Raw genomic sequence first — 16,216 nt, forward strand, 5'->3', positions numbered from 1 at the left:
CGCCCTTGCCGGCCCCGGTCTCCCGGTCCGCACGGCCACCCGGGTGCGGCGCCGTCGTCGGGTTGCGGGCGGACGGGTCGTAGTTTGGCTCCATGGCACGACCCGCACGGCTCTCCCCACCCCCCTGGCTCACCGCCGGGCTCCGACCGGCCACCGCGCCCATTCCCCGGGCCGCCGTCGCCCGCGCCTCGATCGCGCTCGCCGCGCCCCTCGCCGTCGGCCTCGCCGTCGACCAGCCGGTCTACGGCGCCCTGGTCTCCATGGGCGCCCTCTCCGGCGTCATCGGCGACACCGCCGACGCGTACCGGATGCGGTTCTACAACATCGCCGTGCCCCAGCTCTTCGGCGCGCTCGGCGTCACCCTCGGCGCCCTCGTCTTCGGCCAGGGCTGGCTCGCCGTCGCCGTGCTGACCCTGGTCGCGCTCGTCTCCGGGATGATCTCCTCGATCGGCGCCGTCGCCTCCGTCTCCGGTCTGCTGCTCCTCCTCAACGCGGTCGTCGGCGCCGGACTGCCCATGCCCGAACCCTGGTGGAAGGCGCCGCTGCTGCTCACCCTCGGCGGGGTCGTCGTCCTCGTGCTGACCCTGCTCGGCTGGCCGCTGCGCGGCGGCGTCCCGGAGCGGGCGGCCGTGGCCGGCACCTACCGGGCCCTCGCCGACCTCTTCGAAGCCGCCGGCACGGACGCGTACGACGAGAAGCGCCAGGCCGTCACCACCTCCCTCAACCAGTCCTACGACCTCGTCCTCGCCCGCCGCGCCCGCGAGCACGGCCGCGCGCCCACCCTCGTCCGGCTGCTCGCCCAGCTGAACGTGGTGATCCCGCTGGTGGAGGCCGCCCCCGCCACGCACCTCGCGGCGCGGCGGTTCCACCGCCCGCCGCCCCCGGAGATCCCCGCGGCGGTGCGGACGCTCGCCGACGCCATCGAGGAGGGCCGCACGGGCACCCCCGTCCTGGAACTGCCCGAGGCCACCCGCCCCTCCGAGAAGGCCGTCGACCAGGCCCTGCGCCACGCGGCGACGGTCGTCCACAAGGCGGAGCCCCAGCCCTTCGCCGTGGACGACCGGCTCGGCCGGCCCGCCGCCCTGCGCGTCCGGGCCCGCCGCACGGCCCGCGCCGTGCTGTTCTCCGAGGCGTCCTGGCGGTACGGGCTGCGGCTCGCGCTCTGCATCGGCCTCGCCCAGGCGCTCGTCTCGCTCATCGACGTCCCCCGCTCCTACTGGGTCGCCCTCACCGTCACCTTCGTCCTGAAGCCGGACTTCGGCTCCGTCTTCTCCCGGGCCGTGCTGCGCGCGGCCGGCACCGCGGCCGGCCTTGTCGTCGCCGCGCTGGTGCTCGCGCAGGTGCCCCGTGGGTGGTGGGACGTGCCGGTGATGCTGGTGCTGGCCGCGCTGATCCCGGCCTTCTCCGCGAAGGGGTACGCCTTCCAGACCGCGGCGATCACGCCCGTCATCCTGCTGCTCTCCGACCTCCTCAACCGCCAGGGCTTCGACCTGGTGCTGCCGCGGCTGTACGACTCGCTCATCGGCTGCGGGATCGCCCTGGTCGCCGGTTATCTGCTCTGGCCGGAGTCCTGGCACAGCCGGATCGGCGACCGGCTCGCGGACGCCGTCGCCGACTCCGCGGCGTACGTGAACCGGGCGTTCTGCCCGCCCGCGCAGGAGGACCCGGCCGCCCGGGTCCGGGCCCGGCGCGCGCTCTACCGCGACCTGTCGGCCGTACGGTCCGAGTTCCAGCGCGCGCTGACCGAGCCGCCGCCGACCGGCACCGTGGCCGCCGCCTGGTGGCCGCTGGTCGTCGCCGTGGAGCGCATCGTCGACGCGACGACCGCCGCCCGCGTCCGGGTCGACCACGGCGCACCGGCGCCCGATCCGGCGGAAGCGGAAGCCGTGGAGCGGCAGTTGCGGGAGCTCGCGGAGGGGCTGCGCAGCAGCGCCGTCCTGGTGGAGGTACGGGCGGAGCTGACCGGCGACGAGGAAGGGGTGCTCGCGCCCCTGCGCCAGGAGGTACGGGCGGCCCGGGCCATCGCCACTCCCCGCCGCGAGAGGGACTGAACACCCGGCGCGGGGCGTACGGACGCCCTTACCGGCGGTCACTGAACGGAACCCTCCATACCGCCGTTACCGGAATCCACGGGTGCGACTACGATGCGCTCGATTCACCTTGATCCGTGCTCGTTCCGGCGAACAAGTGACCCGGCGACGCGGTCACTTCGTCCTGCGCCTCCCCTCCCGTGCCCCCAAGGACATCGCCATGCGCACCACCACCGGCAGAGGGCTCCAGCCCAATGTCCTCGGGACCTTCGACACCGTCGTCATGGCCGTCGCGGGCAGCGCACCCGCCTACTCCCTGGCCGCCACCACCGCCGTCCTCTTCGGCGCGGTCGGCCTCGCGGGACCGGCGGCCCTGCTCTACTGCGCGATACCGATGCTCGGCATCGTCCTCGCCTACGCCCGCCTCGGCCGGATCGACGTCAACGCCGGCGCCGGGTACTCCTGGGTGGGCCGCACCCTCCACCCCTTCCTCGGCTTCCTCTCCGGCTGGGCCCTCGTCGTCTCCGCGACCGTCTTCATGGTCGCCGGCTCATTGCCCGCCGGCGCGATGACCCTCTCCCTGATCGATCCGGACCTCGCCGGCAACACCCCGCTGGCCGCCGCCGTCGGCGCCGGCTGGTTCCTGATGATGCTGCTCGTGGTCCTGGGCGGCGCCCGGCTCACCGTCCGGGCCCAACTGCTCATGTCGGGCGTCGAGATGGTGATCCTCCTCGTCTTCGTCCTCGCCGCCGTGCTGCACCGGGGGCACGCCACCGCCTTCGACTGGTCCTGGTTCGGCTTCGGCCACTTCGACGGCCCGGCCGGCTTCGCCTCGGGCGCGCTGATCGCCGCGTTCTACTACTGGGGCTGGGACGTCACCAGCAACCTCAGCGAGGAGACCCGCGACAGCCGCCGCACGGCCGGGTTCGCCGCGCTCGTCGGCGTCGGCGTCGTCTTCCTGCTCTTCGAGGCGTTCACCGTCGCGGTCAACGTGCTGATGAGCGCCGGGCAGATCGAGTCCGCCGGGGAGAACGTCCTCGCCGTCCTCGGCCAGGAGATCTGGCCCGGCGTCGGCGGCAAGCTGCTGATCGCGGCGGTCCTGCTGTCCACGGTCGCCACCCTGGAGACCACCCTCATCCAGGTGACCCGCTCGCTGTTCGCGATGGGCCGCGACCGCACGCTGCCGGCCGCGCTCGGGACCGTCCACCGCCGCTGGAACACCCCGTGGGTGGCGATCGCCGCCGTCGGGGCCGCCGCGCTGCTGATGTTCTGCGCGGCGGCGGCCGCGGGCTCCGTGGGCTCGGTCCTGCGCGACGCGGTCTCCGCGATCGGCCTCCAGATCGCGTTCTACTACGGTCTCGCGGGCATCGCCGCCGTCGTCGCGTACAAGGGCATGCTCCTGACCTCCGTACGGAACTTCCTCCTCGGCGGCGCCTGGCCGTTGCTCGGCGCCGCGTTCATGCTGTGGGCGTTCGTGGAGTCGCTCGGCGAACTGTCCACGACGGCCCTGGTCATCGGGCTCGGCGGGCTGCTCACCGGAGTCGTACCGATGATCGTGTACTGGCGGAAGGGAAGCACGTACTACCGCCCCGCCCGGCTCGACGCGGCCCGCGCGCTGGCCGCCGCGGGACCGTTCGGACCGACCACCCCACGCGCTCGCCGCGCGGACGAATCGCTCGCGACCGACTTCTGACCGTTCCTTTTAAGTGAGCAGGAGTGAGTCTTGGACCCACAGCTGGTCACTCCGCGTATCCCGAACGGTTGTGGATGCGCTGGGTCTCCGCTTTCGCTTCCCGTTCGGCGGCACGTCTGTGGGGGCGTGGTCCGTGACGGGCGGGCGGGTTCCCTCACGCCCACGGGCACCCGGCCTGGCCTGGGCGGTCCGATGCCCGTGACGATCGCTCTGGTCGTCACGGGGCGGTGCCGTCCGTCGCCGGATCGGGTGTCCGAGGGCGCGTCGTCCGATCGCGATACCGACGGCATCGTGACGGGACATCTCGCGGCGCGGAGTGACCAGCGGCTTCTGCCAGTGCCGGCCACCCCACTGGGTGGTGTAGGCGGGATCGACCGCGACAATCGCCAGACCAAGCTCGGCAGCCATGGAAACAAGCCGGGCCTTGAGCTTGCCCGTCGGGATCCCCGAGATCAACTGCCGGAACCTTTTTCGGCGGCCGTGCTTCTCCCGGGTCTTCTCCGCGGCGAAGTCCAGATCCTCGACCGCGATGGCCGCGACGCCGATCATGCCGCTCGCTCGGGCGGCTTCGAGCGGGATCGTCTGGACGACGGGAGGCTGCCAGGACGCGGTCACATACCAGCGTCCGCGATCGACATCGAGGTGGATGCGGTAGGCGACGGCCCGGTTCGCTTCGATGCGGTCCCGCCACTCCTCACCCCGGTGCACGAACGTGACGGTGGAGGCGAAGACGTACCGCCCGTGTGTGGCGTTCGCCAGATGGGCGAGCGGGGCGGGCAGTTTGATCGACACTTCGCCGTCGGGCGTGACACGGATCGTCTCGTTCCCGAACCGCTTCCCCGACTCCCCATCAGCCGACAGAAACCACCGCTCGGCCTCCCAGCGCTCCCGCCACTGCTCCTCCGTCAGCTGCGCGTCGGCGAGGTGATGACGGCTGGTGAGCAGACGCCGTCCGCCCCGCACCACACGCACCCGCCCGGACTGCCAATCCGCGCGGGCCGCCTCCAGCCGAGCCTCCAGAGCAGCCAGCCGCCGGGACTTGCGAAACCACTCGCTCTTCGATCGGTAACCACCGGCCGCGCGTTTGGTGCACCTCTGCCTGATGGGCAGGGACAACCGGTGGCGCAGCATGCGGATACCGGCTTCGAGATTCCTGATGTGCGCGGCGAGGCAGCGCCGGGCGAGCGCCCACTGGTCGTGGGTGGCCTTCGTGATCGACCCCGCGATCCGCGACGACGAGAATCCGGTCAGCTCCCGTTTACGTGCGGCCCAGGTTTCCGCGCTGTGATCCAGGCCGTCCGCGCAGCGGGCCTTCAGATCACGGGACGCGAGCATCCCCTGATAGTCACCCACCAGCCGCAGAACCTGCTCATCCCCCACGGTCAGGTGCTTGAGCCGGTCACGGATCGCCACACCCGTGGGGCCAGAGACGACAAACGTCGGAGCAATCGCGCGCAGCCCCGGCAGGTCAGCCGTCACCGGCCGCCACCCCAGCGCCTTGCCCGCCCACCCCTTCGAAACTCATACAGACGACCGTAGCCACCCACACCAAAACACATCATCACTCACAAGAGTGGTCTTACAAACCAACAGCTCGTAACCCCTGAGGGAGGACCCGGATGGCCGCTCTTCGCCGACGGCCCCGCCCGGCGCGCTTCACCCCGGTCTTCGACCCGGACTGCGGGGACCGTGCGCTCACCGAGGCGCGCCACGACATGGTCATCGGGCGCTGGCAGGGTGTACGGGACCTCCTGCGGGCCACCGGCGAGGACTGGCCGCGCCGCACGCACCGGCTGCGGCTCCTCGCGCACGCCGCCGCGGGCAGCTCCACGGTCGAGGCCTGGCGGGCGGCCGAGCCGGACGACCCGGACGCGGCGGTGCTGCGGGCCGCGACCGAGGTGGTCCGGGTCTTCGACACGGCCATCGCGGCCGGCCGGGGCGGCACCGTGGACCGGGGGCGGCTCGACGCGACCGTCGACGCCTGCCTCGCGGCGGCGCAGGCGGCACCCACCGACCCGATGCCCTGGGTCTCTCTCCTTTCGGTCGCCCGGCTCTACGAGGGCGGGGTGCCGCGCCGCGAACTGCGGCAGTGGTTCGACGAGTTGCGGCGGAGGGACCCGTACCACACCGAGGGTCACGCGCAGCTGCTGCGCTACTGGTCGGCGCGGTGGCACGGCACGCACGGCGCGATGTACGACTTCGCCCGGGACGCGGCCGGCGTGGCGCCGCCCGGGTCGCCGCTGCCGGTGCTCGTCCAGGTCGCGCGGGTGGAGGAGTACCGCTACATCGCGGACGGGGCGCTCGGGCGGGGCCCGGTGCGCGGCTTCGACCAGCACTGGAAGCACGAGCTCGCGGTGACGGAGGTGCGGCGGACGCACGCCCGCTGGATCGGCGGCCGCGAGCCGGGCCGCCCGGTCGCCCCGGAGGAGGTCCCGGACCTCAACTACCTGGCCCATGCCGCCTGTTATGCCGGGCAGGTGGAGGTGGCGCGGGAGGTGCTCGGGATGCTCGGGGCGCGGGCGACGTGGGTGCCCTGGTCGTACACCGGGGCTCCGGAGGAGCAGTTCGTACGGTTCCGGGAGGGCCTGGGGGTGGTGTGAGGACGCCCCCCGCGCCCTCACACCACCGTCCTTGTACGGTCTTCCTCCGGTCAGACGCCGATGTCGCGTCCGTCCTTGCGCCAGACGGCGACGACGGACGGGCGGACGATCCTGCCGGGGCCGTCGGGCCAGGCCGACTTCGGGTTCTCGACGGTCGCGCCGTCGATCTCGCCCGGGTGCTGCACGGCGACGACCACGCGGCGGTCCTGGATGATCGGGCCGCAGGTCTCGGCGCCGGCCGGGACCGTCAGGAACTGCTTGAGCTCACCGCGCCGCTCGCCCTGCGTGGCGACACCGAACAGACCGTCGTGCGAGCCGAGCTGGTTGCCGTCGGTGGAGATCCACAGGTTGCCGTGCGGGTCGAAGGCGACGTTGTCCGGGCAGGAGATGGGCGACACCTTCTCCTTGGGGAAGCCGGCGAAGTAGGTGGCCGGGTCGTTCGGGTCGCCCGCGACGAGGAAGAGACGCCAGGCGAAGCCGTCGCTCGCCGGGTCGTCCCAGTGCTCGGCCAGCTCCAGGATCTGGCCGTGCTTGTTGGCGTTGCGCGGGTTGGCCTCGTCGGCGGGGGCCTTGCCGGCGGCGCCGCGGTCCTTGTTGTTGGTGAGCGCGACGTAGACCCGGCCGGTGCGCGGGGACGGCTCGACGTCCTCGGGGCGGTCCATCTTGGTGGCGCCGACCTTGTCACCGGCGAGGCGGGTGAAGACGTACACCTCCTCGGCGGTCATGCCGGGGACGTGCGAGACGTCGTTCGTGGCCAGCGGGATCCACTGACCGGAGCCGTCGAACTCGCCGTCGTTCGGGAGCTTGCCGGTGCCGTCGATGTCCTGCGGGCTGTCACCGGTCAGCTTGGCGACGTACAGCGTGCCCTCGTCGAGGAGGGTGAGGTTGTGCTCGCGGGCCGCCCGGGAGGTGCCCTTCTTCATGCGCTTGCTGCCGACGAACTTGTAGAAGTAGTCGAAGCGCTCGTCGTCGCCCATGTAGACGACCGGACGGCCGTCCTCGGTGAGGCGGGGCTGCGCGGCCTCGTGCTTGAACCGGCCGAGCGCGGTGCGCTTCTTCGGGGTGGAGTCCGGGTCGTACGGGTCGAGCTCGACGACCCAGCCCTGGCGGTGGGCCTCGTTCGGCTCCTGCTTGAGGTCGAAGCGCCTGTCGAACCGCTCCCACTTACGCTCGGACGCGCCGGAGCCGATGCCGTACCGCTTGTCGGTGGGGCTCGACCCGTTGGCGAAGTACTGGTTGAAGTTCTCCTCGCCGTGCAGGGTGGTGCCCCACGGGGTGGTGCCGCCGGCGCAGTTGTTGAGCGTGCCGAGCACCTTGCGGCCGGACGGGTCGGCGGAGGTCCTGAGCAGGTCGCTGCCCGCGGCGGGCCCGGTCAGTTCGAACTCGGACGTCGTGTGCAGGCGGCGGTTGAGGGGGTGCCGGGTGACCGGGGTCAGCTTGCCGGAGCGGTACTCCTCCTGGACGACGACGACGGAGAGACCGTGGGCGGCCCAGGCGGTCTCGACCTGCTCGCGGGTCGGGTTCTCGGAGTCGTACCCCTTGAACATCAGGATCTCGTCGGTGTACTCGTGGTTCGCGACGAGGACCTGGCGGCCCCGCTCCCCGCGGAGCGGGAGGAGGCTGAGGAAGTCGCAGTTGTAGCCGAACTGCCCGGCCTGCGCCGCGGCGGACTGCTTGTCGGCGTCGAAGGCGGGGGCGCCGCGGAGGATCGGCTCGCCCCAGCGGATGACGACGTTCTGCTCGTAGCCGGTGGGGATGGTGACCCGGTCGGCGGTGTTGGGCGCGACGGGCGCGAAGCGCAGGCCGCGGGCGCCGTCGACCCGTCCGGGCTTGTGCCCGTGGGTACGTGCCTCGGCCACCGGCGCGTTGCCGACGACCGCGCCACCGGCGGCGGCGGCGACGGTCACGACGGCGGCGGCGCGCATCAGGGAGCGGCGGGAGTAGGCGCTCGCTATGACATCGCCGACGTACTCGTTGTCACTGGTGTTGGGCACCTCGTGGAAGCAGGCGTCACCGCAACGGAACCGGCAGGTGAGGGCGGAACGGCCGCCTCCGTGCGGGTTGGTGCTCAGCAGGGGCAGCAGTTTGCGCACTTCGTCCTCCTCCGGCGCACAGTGCGCCGCCGTGGTCCCGACAGGGCGTCGGGAATTCCGTCCGGCGGCGACGCTATGTGCGTATCTCGGCACCGGAGCGGCGCCGGAGTGAACGTCGGATGAATGCGCGGAAACCGGGGGCATTCGGGGGGTGCTTGGGGCGCCGATGGCGACACACCCGGGGCCGCTAACCTTACGTGTCCGCCCTGGCCAGGGATGATTCCTCCCAGTACGGACATTCATCGCACCCAACTCATGCGAAAGGCCTCGCCCATGGGCATTCGGAGCTTGCTGCGCAAGGTGTTCGGACGCGACCGTGCGGACCAGCACGACGAAACTCCGGCAACCTCCGTCCCGCCCCAGGCGGACCGCGCGACGTCGGTGACACTCCCGTCGCCGACCCCGGCGGAGAACGCGACGCCTGAGGAGCCCCCGTCGGTGACGCTCCCGTCCCCGACGCCGGCGGAGAGCGCGACCGAACGAGCCACAACGGACACGGCGGCGAAGCGCGCCGCGGACGACCTGGTGGCGGCGGCCTTCGACAACCTGAAGGTCCCGAACGCGAGGCCGGCGGAGCCGGAGAAGCCGGCTGAGCCGAAGACCGAGGCGGCCGCCGCGGCCGAGACCCCCGAGCCCGCCGAACCGGAGACCGAGGCGGCCGCCGCGGCCGAGACCCCCGAGCCCGCCGAACCGGAGACCGAGGTGGCCGCCGCGGCCGAGGCGACGGAGGTGTCGGCTGCCGCCGGTTCCACGGCGGAACCGGCGGCGACCGAGCTGTCGGAGACGGCGGTTGAGCAGCCGGACGCCCTGGAGCCGACGGCCGAGAAGGTCACGGAGGGCGAGCCCGCGACGCCGGAGGCGACGGTCGACACCGACGCCCGCGCGCCGGAGGGCGAGGCGGACGCACCCATCGCCGAGGACGCGGACGCGTCCGACGACGCCACCGCCGTGGAACCGGCGGCAGCCGACACGGCGGAACCGCAGGCGGACGCACCCGCCGCCGAGGAGGCCACCACCCCGGCCGAGCAGGCCGAAGCGGAGACGGTCGACGCCGACGTCACCGTGCCGGAAGGTGAGGCGGACACACCCGCCGCCGAGGAGGCCGAGCGCGGGGACGCGGACGCGTCCGACAACGCCACCGCCGCGAAGCCGGCGGCAGCTGACACGGCGGAGCCGGAGACCGACACCGCGACCGACGCCGACGCCCCCGAGCCGGTCGCCGCCGCCGTGGACGCAGGCGGCACCCCCGCCTCGGAGGCAGAGGACGCCCCGGCCACGGAGCCGCACGGCGCCCCCGCCACGACCGCGACCCCGCTCTCCCAGGTCAAGGCCGACGCCCCGTACCTCGTCGAGGCGTACAAGGCCGCCGGGGCCGTGCTCAAGAAGCAGGGGCTCATCGGGGCGCGGGCCGCCGTGTATCTCGTCGTCGACCGGTCCGGTTCGATGCGCGGGTACTTCAAGGACGGCTCCGTGCAGCGCCTCGCCGAGCAGACCGTCGCCCTCGCCGCGCACCTCGACGAGGACGCCACCGTCACCGCCGTCTTCTTCTCCACCGACATCGACGGCACCGCCGAACTCCGCCCCGCGGGCCTCGAGGGCCGCATCGACGAGATCAACGCGGGCCTCGGCCGCCTCGGCCGGACGAACTACCACCGCGCCGTCGAAGAGGTCCTCGCCCACCACGAGAAGACCGACCCCACCCGACCCGCGTTCGTCGTCTTCCAGACCGACGGCGCCCCCGAGTCGAAGACCGCGGCCACCCAGGCCCTCGCCGAGGCCGCCGACCGCCCGATCCACTGGCAGTTCGTGGCCTGGGGCGAGGAGGACAACAAGGCCTTCGACTACCTCCGTAAGCTGACCGCCCCCCGTACCGGCCACTTCCTCGCCGGCGCGACCCCGTCCGAGACCGCGCACGCCGCCTTCTACCGCGGGCTGCTGGCGGACTGGCAGCTCTGATCCCCGGCCTCGGGGGCCGGGGGCCCGCCGGGGCCCCCCCCCCCCCCCCCCCCCCCCCCCCCCCCGCCCCCCCCCCCCGCCCCCCCCCCCCCCGCCCCCCCCCCCCGCGGCCCCCGCCCCGGGGGGGGGGGGGGGGGGGGGGGGGGGGGGGGGGGGGCGGGCGGGGGGGGGGGGGCGGGGGGGGGGGGGCGGCCCCCCGCCCACGACCAGGCCGCCCCCCTCTCCCTCCCCCCGCGCCACGGCCCCCACCGTCCCCCCGTGCGCCACCGCGATCGACCGGACGATCGACAGGCCGAGCCCCGCCCCCGGCCCCATCCGGTCGCGCCCCTCCCCCCGCCGGAACGGTTCGAAGAGCCCCGGCACGTCGTCCGCCGCCACCACAGGCCCGGTGTTGACGACGGTGAGCACGCCCCCCTCGACGGACACCTCCACCCGCCCCCGGGGCACGTTGTACGCGACCGCGTTCGCGACCAGGTTCCGTACGAGCTGCCCCAGCAGCACCCGGCTCCCCCGCACGACGCCCCCCGCACCCCCCGTCACGGACACCGCCTCCACCCCGTACGTCTCGCACTCCTCCTCGACCACGGCCCCCAGCCGTACGTCCTCCCGCTCCGCCAGCCCGCGCTCGCTCCGGGCGAGGAGCAGCAGGCCCTCGATGAGCCGCTCGCTGCGCCGGTTGGCATCCAGCAGGACCTGCTTGACCTCGGAGGAGTCGTCGAGCCCGACCTGGATCGCGGTGCGCTGCGTGGCGAGCGGGGTCCGCAGCTCGTGCGAGGCGTTCGCGATGAACCGCCGCTGACTGTCGAAGGCGGCCTCCAGCCGGCCGAGCAGCGCGTCGATGGTGTCGCCGAGCTCCTTCAGCTCGTCATCGGGCCCGCCCGCCGCGATCCTCTCGTGGAGGTTCCGCTCCGAGAGCCGTCGCGCCCGCGCGGTCATCTCGTGGACCGGCCGCAGCACCCGCCCCGCCGTCCACCAGCCCACGACGACCGCGCCGAAGGCCATGACGGCCAGGGCGAGGCAGGACCACATCAGCATCTGCTCGCCGGCGGCCCGGCTGACGTCGTCGCTCAGCCGGTAGGCGGTGACGGTCTCGAAGGGCGCCACCACCCGGACCCGCGCCGCTATGGCCTCCGCCTCCCCTTCCGTACCGGCGCGGGAGAGCAGGTTCACGACGGTCAGCAGGCAGCCGCCGAGGACGATGAAGGCACCCCCGTAGACGAGCGCGATCCGGGTGCGGATCGTGGACCCCGCGCCGATCGGACGGCCGCCGCCGCCGCTCACAGCGCGTACCCCACACCCTGAACCGTGCGGATCAGCGCCGGCTCCCCGAGCTTTCCGCGGAGTTTGCTCATGCAGACCCGTACGGCGCCGGTGAAGGGATCGGTGTGCGCGTCCCAGGCGCGCTCCAGGAGCTCCTCGGCCGAGACCGTGGCTCCGTCCGCCTCCAGCAGGACCTGCAGCACGGAGAACTCCTTCGGGGAGAGGTCGAGCACGCGGCCCTCCCTGGTCACGGTCCGCCGTACGGTGTCCATGCGCACCCCCGCCCGTTCCAGCTGCGGCGGTACGGGCCGGGCGCTGCGCCGGTGCAGCGCGCGCACCCGGGAGACCAGCTCGGGGAACTCGAAGGGCTTGCCGAGGTAGTCGTCGGCGCCGAGGTCGAGCCCCTCGACCCGGTCCTCCGTCGTCGCGGACGCGGTCAGCATGAGGATCCGGGTCCGGGCCGCCCCGGCGACGAGTTCCCGTGCCACGTCGTCGCCGTGGACGCGCGGCAGGTCGCGGTCGAGGACGACGACGTCGTAGTCGTGCAGGCCGAGACAGGCGAGGGCGGCGTCGCCGCTGTAGACGGTGTCGACGGCGAATCCGGCCCGCCGCAGACCGGTGGCGACGAGCTCCGCGAGGACCTCCTCGTCCTCGGCGACCAGTACGCGCATACGTTCCTCCCTCGTCCTCCCTCACCCCCGCTTTCTACGCGGGCCGACGTTTCGCGAACGTCTCCGTCCCCCGTTCCGTCCCCCGTCCCGTCCCACCCCTTGTTATGGATGTGAGTGGATCTTGAACTGCCCGTTAGGATTTCGACCATGGCGGCCACTGGATCCGAGAAGCAGGGGGCGAACGGCGTGAAGTCTTTCTACGTATCGACCCCCATCTACTACGTCAACGACGCTCCTCACCTGGGCCACGCCTACACGACCGTCGCAGGCGACGTGCTCACGCGCTGGCACCGTCAGCGCGGCGAGAAGGTGTGGTACCTCACCGGCACGGACGAGCACGGTCAGAAGATCATGCGCACGGCCGAGGCGAACAACGTCACGCCTCAGGCCTGGTGCGACAAGCTCGTGGAGGAGGCGTGGAAGCCCCTCTGGGAGCACCTGAACATCGCGAACGACGACTTCATCCGGACGACGGAGAAGCGTCACACGGACCGCGTCCAGGAGTTCGTGCAGGACCTGTACGACAAGGGCGAGATCTACAAGGGCGGGTACGAAGGCCCGTACTGCGTGGGCTGTGAGGAGTACAAGCTCCCCGGCGATCTCATCGAGGCGGAGGACGGCACGAAGCTGTGCGCCGTCCACAAGAAGCCGGTGGAGATCCTCAAGGAGGAGAACTACTTCTTCAAGCTGAGCGAGTACGGCCCGAAGCTGCTGGAGTTCTACGAGGCGAACCCGGACTTCATCCAGCCGGAGTCGGCCCGCAACGAGGTCCTGAACTTCGTGAAGCAGGGCCTTCAGGACCTGTCCATCTCCCGGTCGACCTTCGACTGGGGCGTCCCGGTCCCGTGGGACGACAAGCACGTCATCTACGTGTGGGTCGACGCGCTCCTGAACTACGCGACGGCCGTCGGCTACGGCTCGAACCAGGCGAAGTTCGACGAGACGTTCCCGGCCGACGTCCACCTCGTCGGCAAGGACATCCTGCGCTTCCACGCGGTGATCTGGCCGGCCATGCTGATGGCGCAGGGCCTGCCGGTGCCCGGCAAGGTCGCCGCCAACGGCTGGCTGATGGTCGGCGGCGAGAAGATGTCGAAGTCGAACCTGACCGGCATCAAGCCGCAGGACCTGACCTCGCACTTCGGCGTGGACGCGTACCGGTGGTACTTCCTGCGGGCGATCGCCTTCGGCAGCGACGGCTCGTTCTCGTGGGAGGACTTCACCGCCCGCTACACCTCCGAGCTCGCCAACGACTACGGCAACCTCGCCTCGCGCGTGGCGGCCATGGTCGGCAAGTACTTCGACGGCGCCCTGCCGGCCGCGACGGCCGACGGCGACGCGGAGAAGGCGATCCACGAGGGCCTGGCGAAGGCGGTCGCGACGGCCGACCGGAAGATCGGCGAGGAACTGGACTTCCAGGGCGGCATCCTGGCGATCTTCGACTTCGTGAAGCAGGTCAACGGCTACATCACGGAGCAGGAGCCCTGGAAGGTCGCGAAGGACGAGTCGGAGGCGGGCCGCGCCCGCCTGGCGACGATCCTCTACACGGCGGCGGAATCCCTGCGGGGCGTCGCGGTCCTCCTCAACCCGATCATGCCGGAGACCTCCCAGAAGCTCTGGGACTCCCTCGGCGCCGAGGCCGCCGACCTGGGCCCCCTGGCCGACCAGCGCGTCCAGGACGCCGGCACGTGGGGCCAGCTCCCGCCGGGCGCGACGGTAACGAAGGGCGCGGTGCTCTTCCCGCGCCTGGAGGAGCCGAAGAAGGACTGACACACGACCGTGGCCGCTTCCCCCTCCGGCGAGGGGGCGGCGGCCACCGTCGTACGCGGACGGCCACCGTCGTACGCGGGCGGCCACTGTCGTACGCGGACGGACGCGGACCACGTCGACCGGGTGGCCGAACAGGATCGGTCACCATGGCGGTGGGCATACGGTCGGGGGCATGTCCATGCCTCCGCCTCCCGGGCCCCCTCAGAACGCAAGCGCGTACGGGCCCGGCCCCGTCCCCTCGCCGTACTATCCGCCGCAGGGTGCCTGGGGCGGGTACCCGCCCCCGCTTCCGCCCCCGCCGCCACCGAAGAACCGGACCGGCATGATCCTGGGGATCGCCGCCGCGTCCGTCATCGGCCTTCTGACGCTCTCGTGGATCGGTAACGGAGGCCTGCGCGGCGGCTCGAGCTCCGGGTCCTACCCCGCCGCGACGCACCGGCTCACCCTCCCCAAGACACTGCTGGACGGCCGGTACACCCTCGCCGACGACCGCTCGGGCCAGGCCGACGCCGGGCTGAAGAACGCGAGCGAGGCCGTCGTCCGCGACCCGAAGGGCGTGCTGGGCCAGTACGCGGCCGCCGGGGAGGACGGGGCCGGGGTCCTGGTCGTCTCCGGCCTGTACGGGCGGATCAAGGACCCGGACCTGGCGAGGGAGAGGATCCTCAAGGGCGCTCGCGAGGCGGCGGGCACCAGCGTGCTCGTCGCCCCGAAGGACGTCACCCCGTCCGGCGCGACCACGACGGTGACCTGCCAGGTCCTCGCCACGGAACAGGCGGGCGGAGGCCGGGCGACCTACCCCATGTGCGCCTGGGCGGACGACAACACGAACGCCGCCGTCGCCGAGATGACGACGGAATCCGCGGACCTGAGCCCGGAGTCCGTCGACCTGACGAAGGCGGCCGACACCACACTCAAGGTCCGCGAGGAGACACGCCGCCCGCTCGGCTGACCGCGGAACGGAGGACGACGCCCCGCAGGTTCGTTCTCGGCCAAAATGATTGCAGTCGGGAAGGGCGGTGTGTGACGATCGCACGCGTGTGCGTGACGGGGGAGGGGCACATGCGACTGTCGGACCTGGCCGACACATCGATGGCGACACCGGCACGGGCGTCGGCACCGACACCGGCACCGGCACCGGCAGAGCCGTCTGTCGCCGCCCTGCGCGAATTCGCGGTGCTGCTGGGTGAGTTCCGGCGTACGGCGGTGCTCGTCCCGATCGATCCGTACGGCAGTCTGTGGACGGCCGAGCACGGCGGGGTGCGCTGGATATGCGCCTTCTCGAACGAGGAGTGCCTGGCGCGATTCGCGAGGGCACAGGGTGACGCCGGCCGCGAGTGGGAGTACCGCACGCTCCTCGGCGCCCGGCTGCTGGACGTGCTCGTCCCGAAGCTGACCGCCGCGTCCGGCGTGCCCGCCGGGGTGGCGCTGGATGCCGGCAGCGACGACGGAATGGTGTTCCCGCCGGTCGAGGGCGTCGTCCCGGACTCGGCGGTGGTGGATCTCGGGGGTGGGGCATGAGCGGGAGTGATCCGGACCTGGCGGCGCCGGAGGGCGCGCTCGAACTGATCGCGCAGGGCATCGACAAGGCACACGGAGAGCTGAAGGATCTGTCGATCGGCCAGCAGGCCATCACGGGCCGCGGCTTCTCCACGCTGGCGATGTCCGGAGTGAAGCTCGGGCATCAGGGGCTCGCGGAGCAGTTCGAGACCTTCTGTGACCGCTGGGGCTGGGGCGTACGGGACTTGATGCAGAAGGCGAACGTCTTCACGGCCGCTCTGGGGGTGTCGGCGGGCGCGTTCGCCGAACAGGAGCGCTACATCAAGGACACCATCAAGATCGCGACGAACGCCGCCAACGGCAATCCCCACCTGTCCGAGGACGAGGTCAAGCAGAAGAGCTGGGACGAGATCAAGAACCAGAGCCCGACCGACAACCCCGACCACAGCCCGGAGTCGATACGCCGGGCCCAGGACAACGTCGAGCAGACGTGGCGGGACACGGCGTACGACGTCGAGGACGGGCTGCTCGACTCGATGGGCGACGCCGGCGTCATCGATCCCCGTCAGCGTGAGGCGATGGACGAGCAGCTGCGTGAGGGGCTCGACCCGTCACAGACGGCCGTCGACCGAGCCCGGGAGCGCTGAAG

Annotated in this window: 12 protein-coding genes and 1 pseudogene; 9 read left to right on the forward strand and 4 right to left on the reverse strand. The window is 72.4% G+C overall.

Annotated elements, in window-relative coordinates; genetic code table 11:
- Window positions 1–92: 92 nt before the first annotated feature.
- Window positions 93–2,051: an FUSC family protein gene (locus ACFYV5_RS14685; protein ID WP_355110603.1), complete on the forward strand. Its 1,959-nt coding sequence runs from the start codon at window positions 93–95 to the stop codon at window positions 2,049–2,051.
- 199 nt (window positions 2,052–2,250) lie between these two features.
- On the forward strand, window positions 2,251–3,723 hold the full coding sequence (locus tag ACFYV5_RS14690; protein WP_355110604.1) for an APC family permease: 1,473 nt from the start codon (window positions 2,251–2,253) through the stop codon (window positions 3,721–3,723).
- Window positions 3,724–3,732: 9 nt separating this feature from the next.
- On the opposite strand, the gene ACFYV5_RS14695 is transcribed toward ACFYV5_RS14690, so the two are convergent.
- Complete coding sequence (locus ACFYV5_RS14695) at window positions 3,733–5,190, reverse strand: IS200/IS605 family accessory protein TnpB-related protein (protein WP_389168932.1); 1,458 nt, start codon at window positions 5,188–5,190, stop codon at window positions 3,733–3,735.
- 152 nt (window positions 5,191–5,342) lie between these two features.
- On the opposite strand from ACFYV5_RS14695, the gene ACFYV5_RS14700 reads away from it, so the two are divergent.
- Window positions 5,343–6,323 carry a hypothetical protein gene (locus tag ACFYV5_RS14700; protein WP_355110605.1) on the forward strand — a complete coding sequence of 327 codons (981 nt, stop codon included), beginning with the start codon at window positions 5,343–5,345 and terminating at the stop codon, window positions 6,321–6,323.
- Between the two features lie 50 nt (window positions 6,324–6,373).
- Here the strand turns inward: ACFYV5_RS14700 and ACFYV5_RS14705 are convergent, their stop codons facing one another.
- On the reverse strand, window positions 6,374–8,416 hold the full coding sequence (locus ACFYV5_RS14705; protein WP_389168934.1) for a PhoX family protein: 2,043 nt from the start codon (window positions 8,414–8,416) through the stop codon (window positions 6,374–6,376).
- Between the two features lie 438 nt (window positions 8,417–8,854).
- Here ACFYV5_RS14705 and ACFYV5_RS14710 point away from each other — a divergent pair, with 438 nt between their 5' ends.
- The gene (locus ACFYV5_RS14710) at window positions 8,855–10,372 is read left to right on the forward strand and encodes a VWA domain-containing protein (protein ID WP_389168427.1); all 1,518 of its coding nucleotides are present in this window, start codon (window positions 8,855–8,857) and stop codon (window positions 10,370–10,372) included.
- Window positions 10,373–10,660: 288 nt separating this feature from the next.
- Here the strand turns inward: ACFYV5_RS14710 and ACFYV5_RS14715 are convergent.
- Window positions 10,661–11,308: pseudogene (locus ACFYV5_RS14715) on the reverse strand (sensor histidine kinase); the annotation flags it as partial.
- Between ACFYV5_RS14715 and ACFYV5_RS14720 the strand changes: the two are divergent.
- On the forward strand, window positions 11,211–11,450 hold the full coding sequence (locus ACFYV5_RS14720) for a hypothetical protein (protein WP_389168429.1): 240 nt from the start codon (window positions 11,211–11,213) through the stop codon (window positions 11,448–11,450). The pseudogene ACFYV5_RS14715 and the gene ACFYV5_RS14720 overlap by 98 nt on opposite strands.
- 199 nt (window positions 11,451–11,649) lie before the next feature.
- Here ACFYV5_RS14720 and ACFYV5_RS14725 read toward each other — a convergent pair whose 3' ends face one another.
- Window positions 11,650–12,303 (reverse strand): response regulator transcription factor, encoded by a 654-nt coding sequence (locus ACFYV5_RS14725; protein ID WP_355110609.1) that lies wholly within the window; start codon window positions 12,301–12,303, stop codon window positions 11,650–11,652.
- A gap of 147 nt (window positions 12,304–12,450) precedes the next feature.
- On the opposite strand from ACFYV5_RS14725, the gene metG reads away from it, so the two are divergent.
- The 4 genes from metG to ACFYV5_RS14745 all read left to right on the forward strand — a co-directional run bounded on the left by metG (window position 12,451) and on the right by ACFYV5_RS14745 (window position 16,214).
- Complete coding sequence (gene metG / locus ACFYV5_RS14730) at window positions 12,451–14,070, forward strand: methionine--tRNA ligase (protein WP_389168432.1); 1,620 nt, start codon at window positions 12,451–12,453, stop codon at window positions 14,068–14,070.
- A 322-nt stretch (window positions 14,071–14,392) separates the two neighbouring features.
- The gene (locus ACFYV5_RS14735) at window positions 14,393–15,019 is read left to right on the forward strand and encodes a hypothetical protein (RefSeq protein WP_355110611.1); all 627 of its coding nucleotides are present in this window, start codon (window positions 14,393–14,395) and stop codon (window positions 15,017–15,019) included.
- A 110-nt stretch (window positions 15,020–15,129) separates the two neighbouring features.
- Window positions 15,130–15,588, forward strand: a complete 459-nt coding sequence (locus ACFYV5_RS14740) for an SseB family protein (RefSeq protein ID WP_389168434.1) — start codon at window positions 15,130–15,132, stop codon at window positions 15,586–15,588.
- Window positions 15,585–16,214: a hypothetical protein gene (locus ACFYV5_RS14745; protein ID WP_355110613.1), complete on the forward strand. Its 630-nt coding sequence runs from the start codon at window positions 15,585–15,587 to the stop codon at window positions 16,212–16,214. The genes ACFYV5_RS14740 and ACFYV5_RS14745 overlap by 4 nt, the downstream gene beginning before the upstream one ends.
- Window positions 16,215–16,216: the final 2 nt, after the last annotated feature.

The sequence above is a fragment of the Streptomyces sp. NPDC003035 genome (genome assembly GCF_042888285.1).
GTDB lineage: Bacteria > Actinomycetota > Actinomycetes > Streptomycetales > Streptomycetaceae > Streptomyces.

Excerpts from the sequence above, each read along its gene's own strand:
- metG (WP_389168432.1), top strand. The coding sequence starts at position 12,451 with ATGGCGGCCACTGGATCCGAGAAGCAGGGGGCGAACGGCGTGAAGTCT.
- ACFYV5_RS14725 (WP_355110609.1), bottom strand. The coding sequence starts at position 12,303 with ATGCGCGTACTGGTCGCCGAGGACGAGGAGGTCCTCGCGGAGCTCGTC.
- ACFYV5_RS14720 (WP_389168429.1), top strand. The coding sequence starts at position 11,211 with ATGGTGTCGCCGAGCTCCTTCAGCTCGTCATCGGGCCCGCCCGCCGCG.
- ACFYV5_RS14745 (WP_355110613.1), top strand. The coding sequence starts at position 15,585 with ATGAGCGGGAGTGATCCGGACCTGGCGGCGCCGGAGGGCGCGCTCGAA.
- ACFYV5_RS14690 (WP_355110604.1), top strand. The coding sequence starts at position 2,251 with ATGCGCACCACCACCGGCAGAGGGCTCCAGCCCAATGTCCTCGGGACC.
- ACFYV5_RS14740 (WP_389168434.1), top strand. The coding sequence starts at position 15,130 with ATGCGACTGTCGGACCTGGCCGACACATCGATGGCGACACCGGCACGG.
- ACFYV5_RS14735 (WP_355110611.1), top strand. The coding sequence starts at position 14,393 with ATGATCCTGGGGATCGCCGCCGCGTCCGTCATCGGCCTTCTGACGCTC.
- ACFYV5_RS14685 (WP_355110603.1), top strand. The coding sequence starts at position 93 with ATGGCACGACCCGCACGGCTCTCCCCACCCCCCTGGCTCACCGCCGGG.
- ACFYV5_RS14700 (WP_355110605.1), top strand. The coding sequence starts at position 5,343 with ATGGCCGCTCTTCGCCGACGGCCCCGCCCGGCGCGCTTCACCCCGGTC.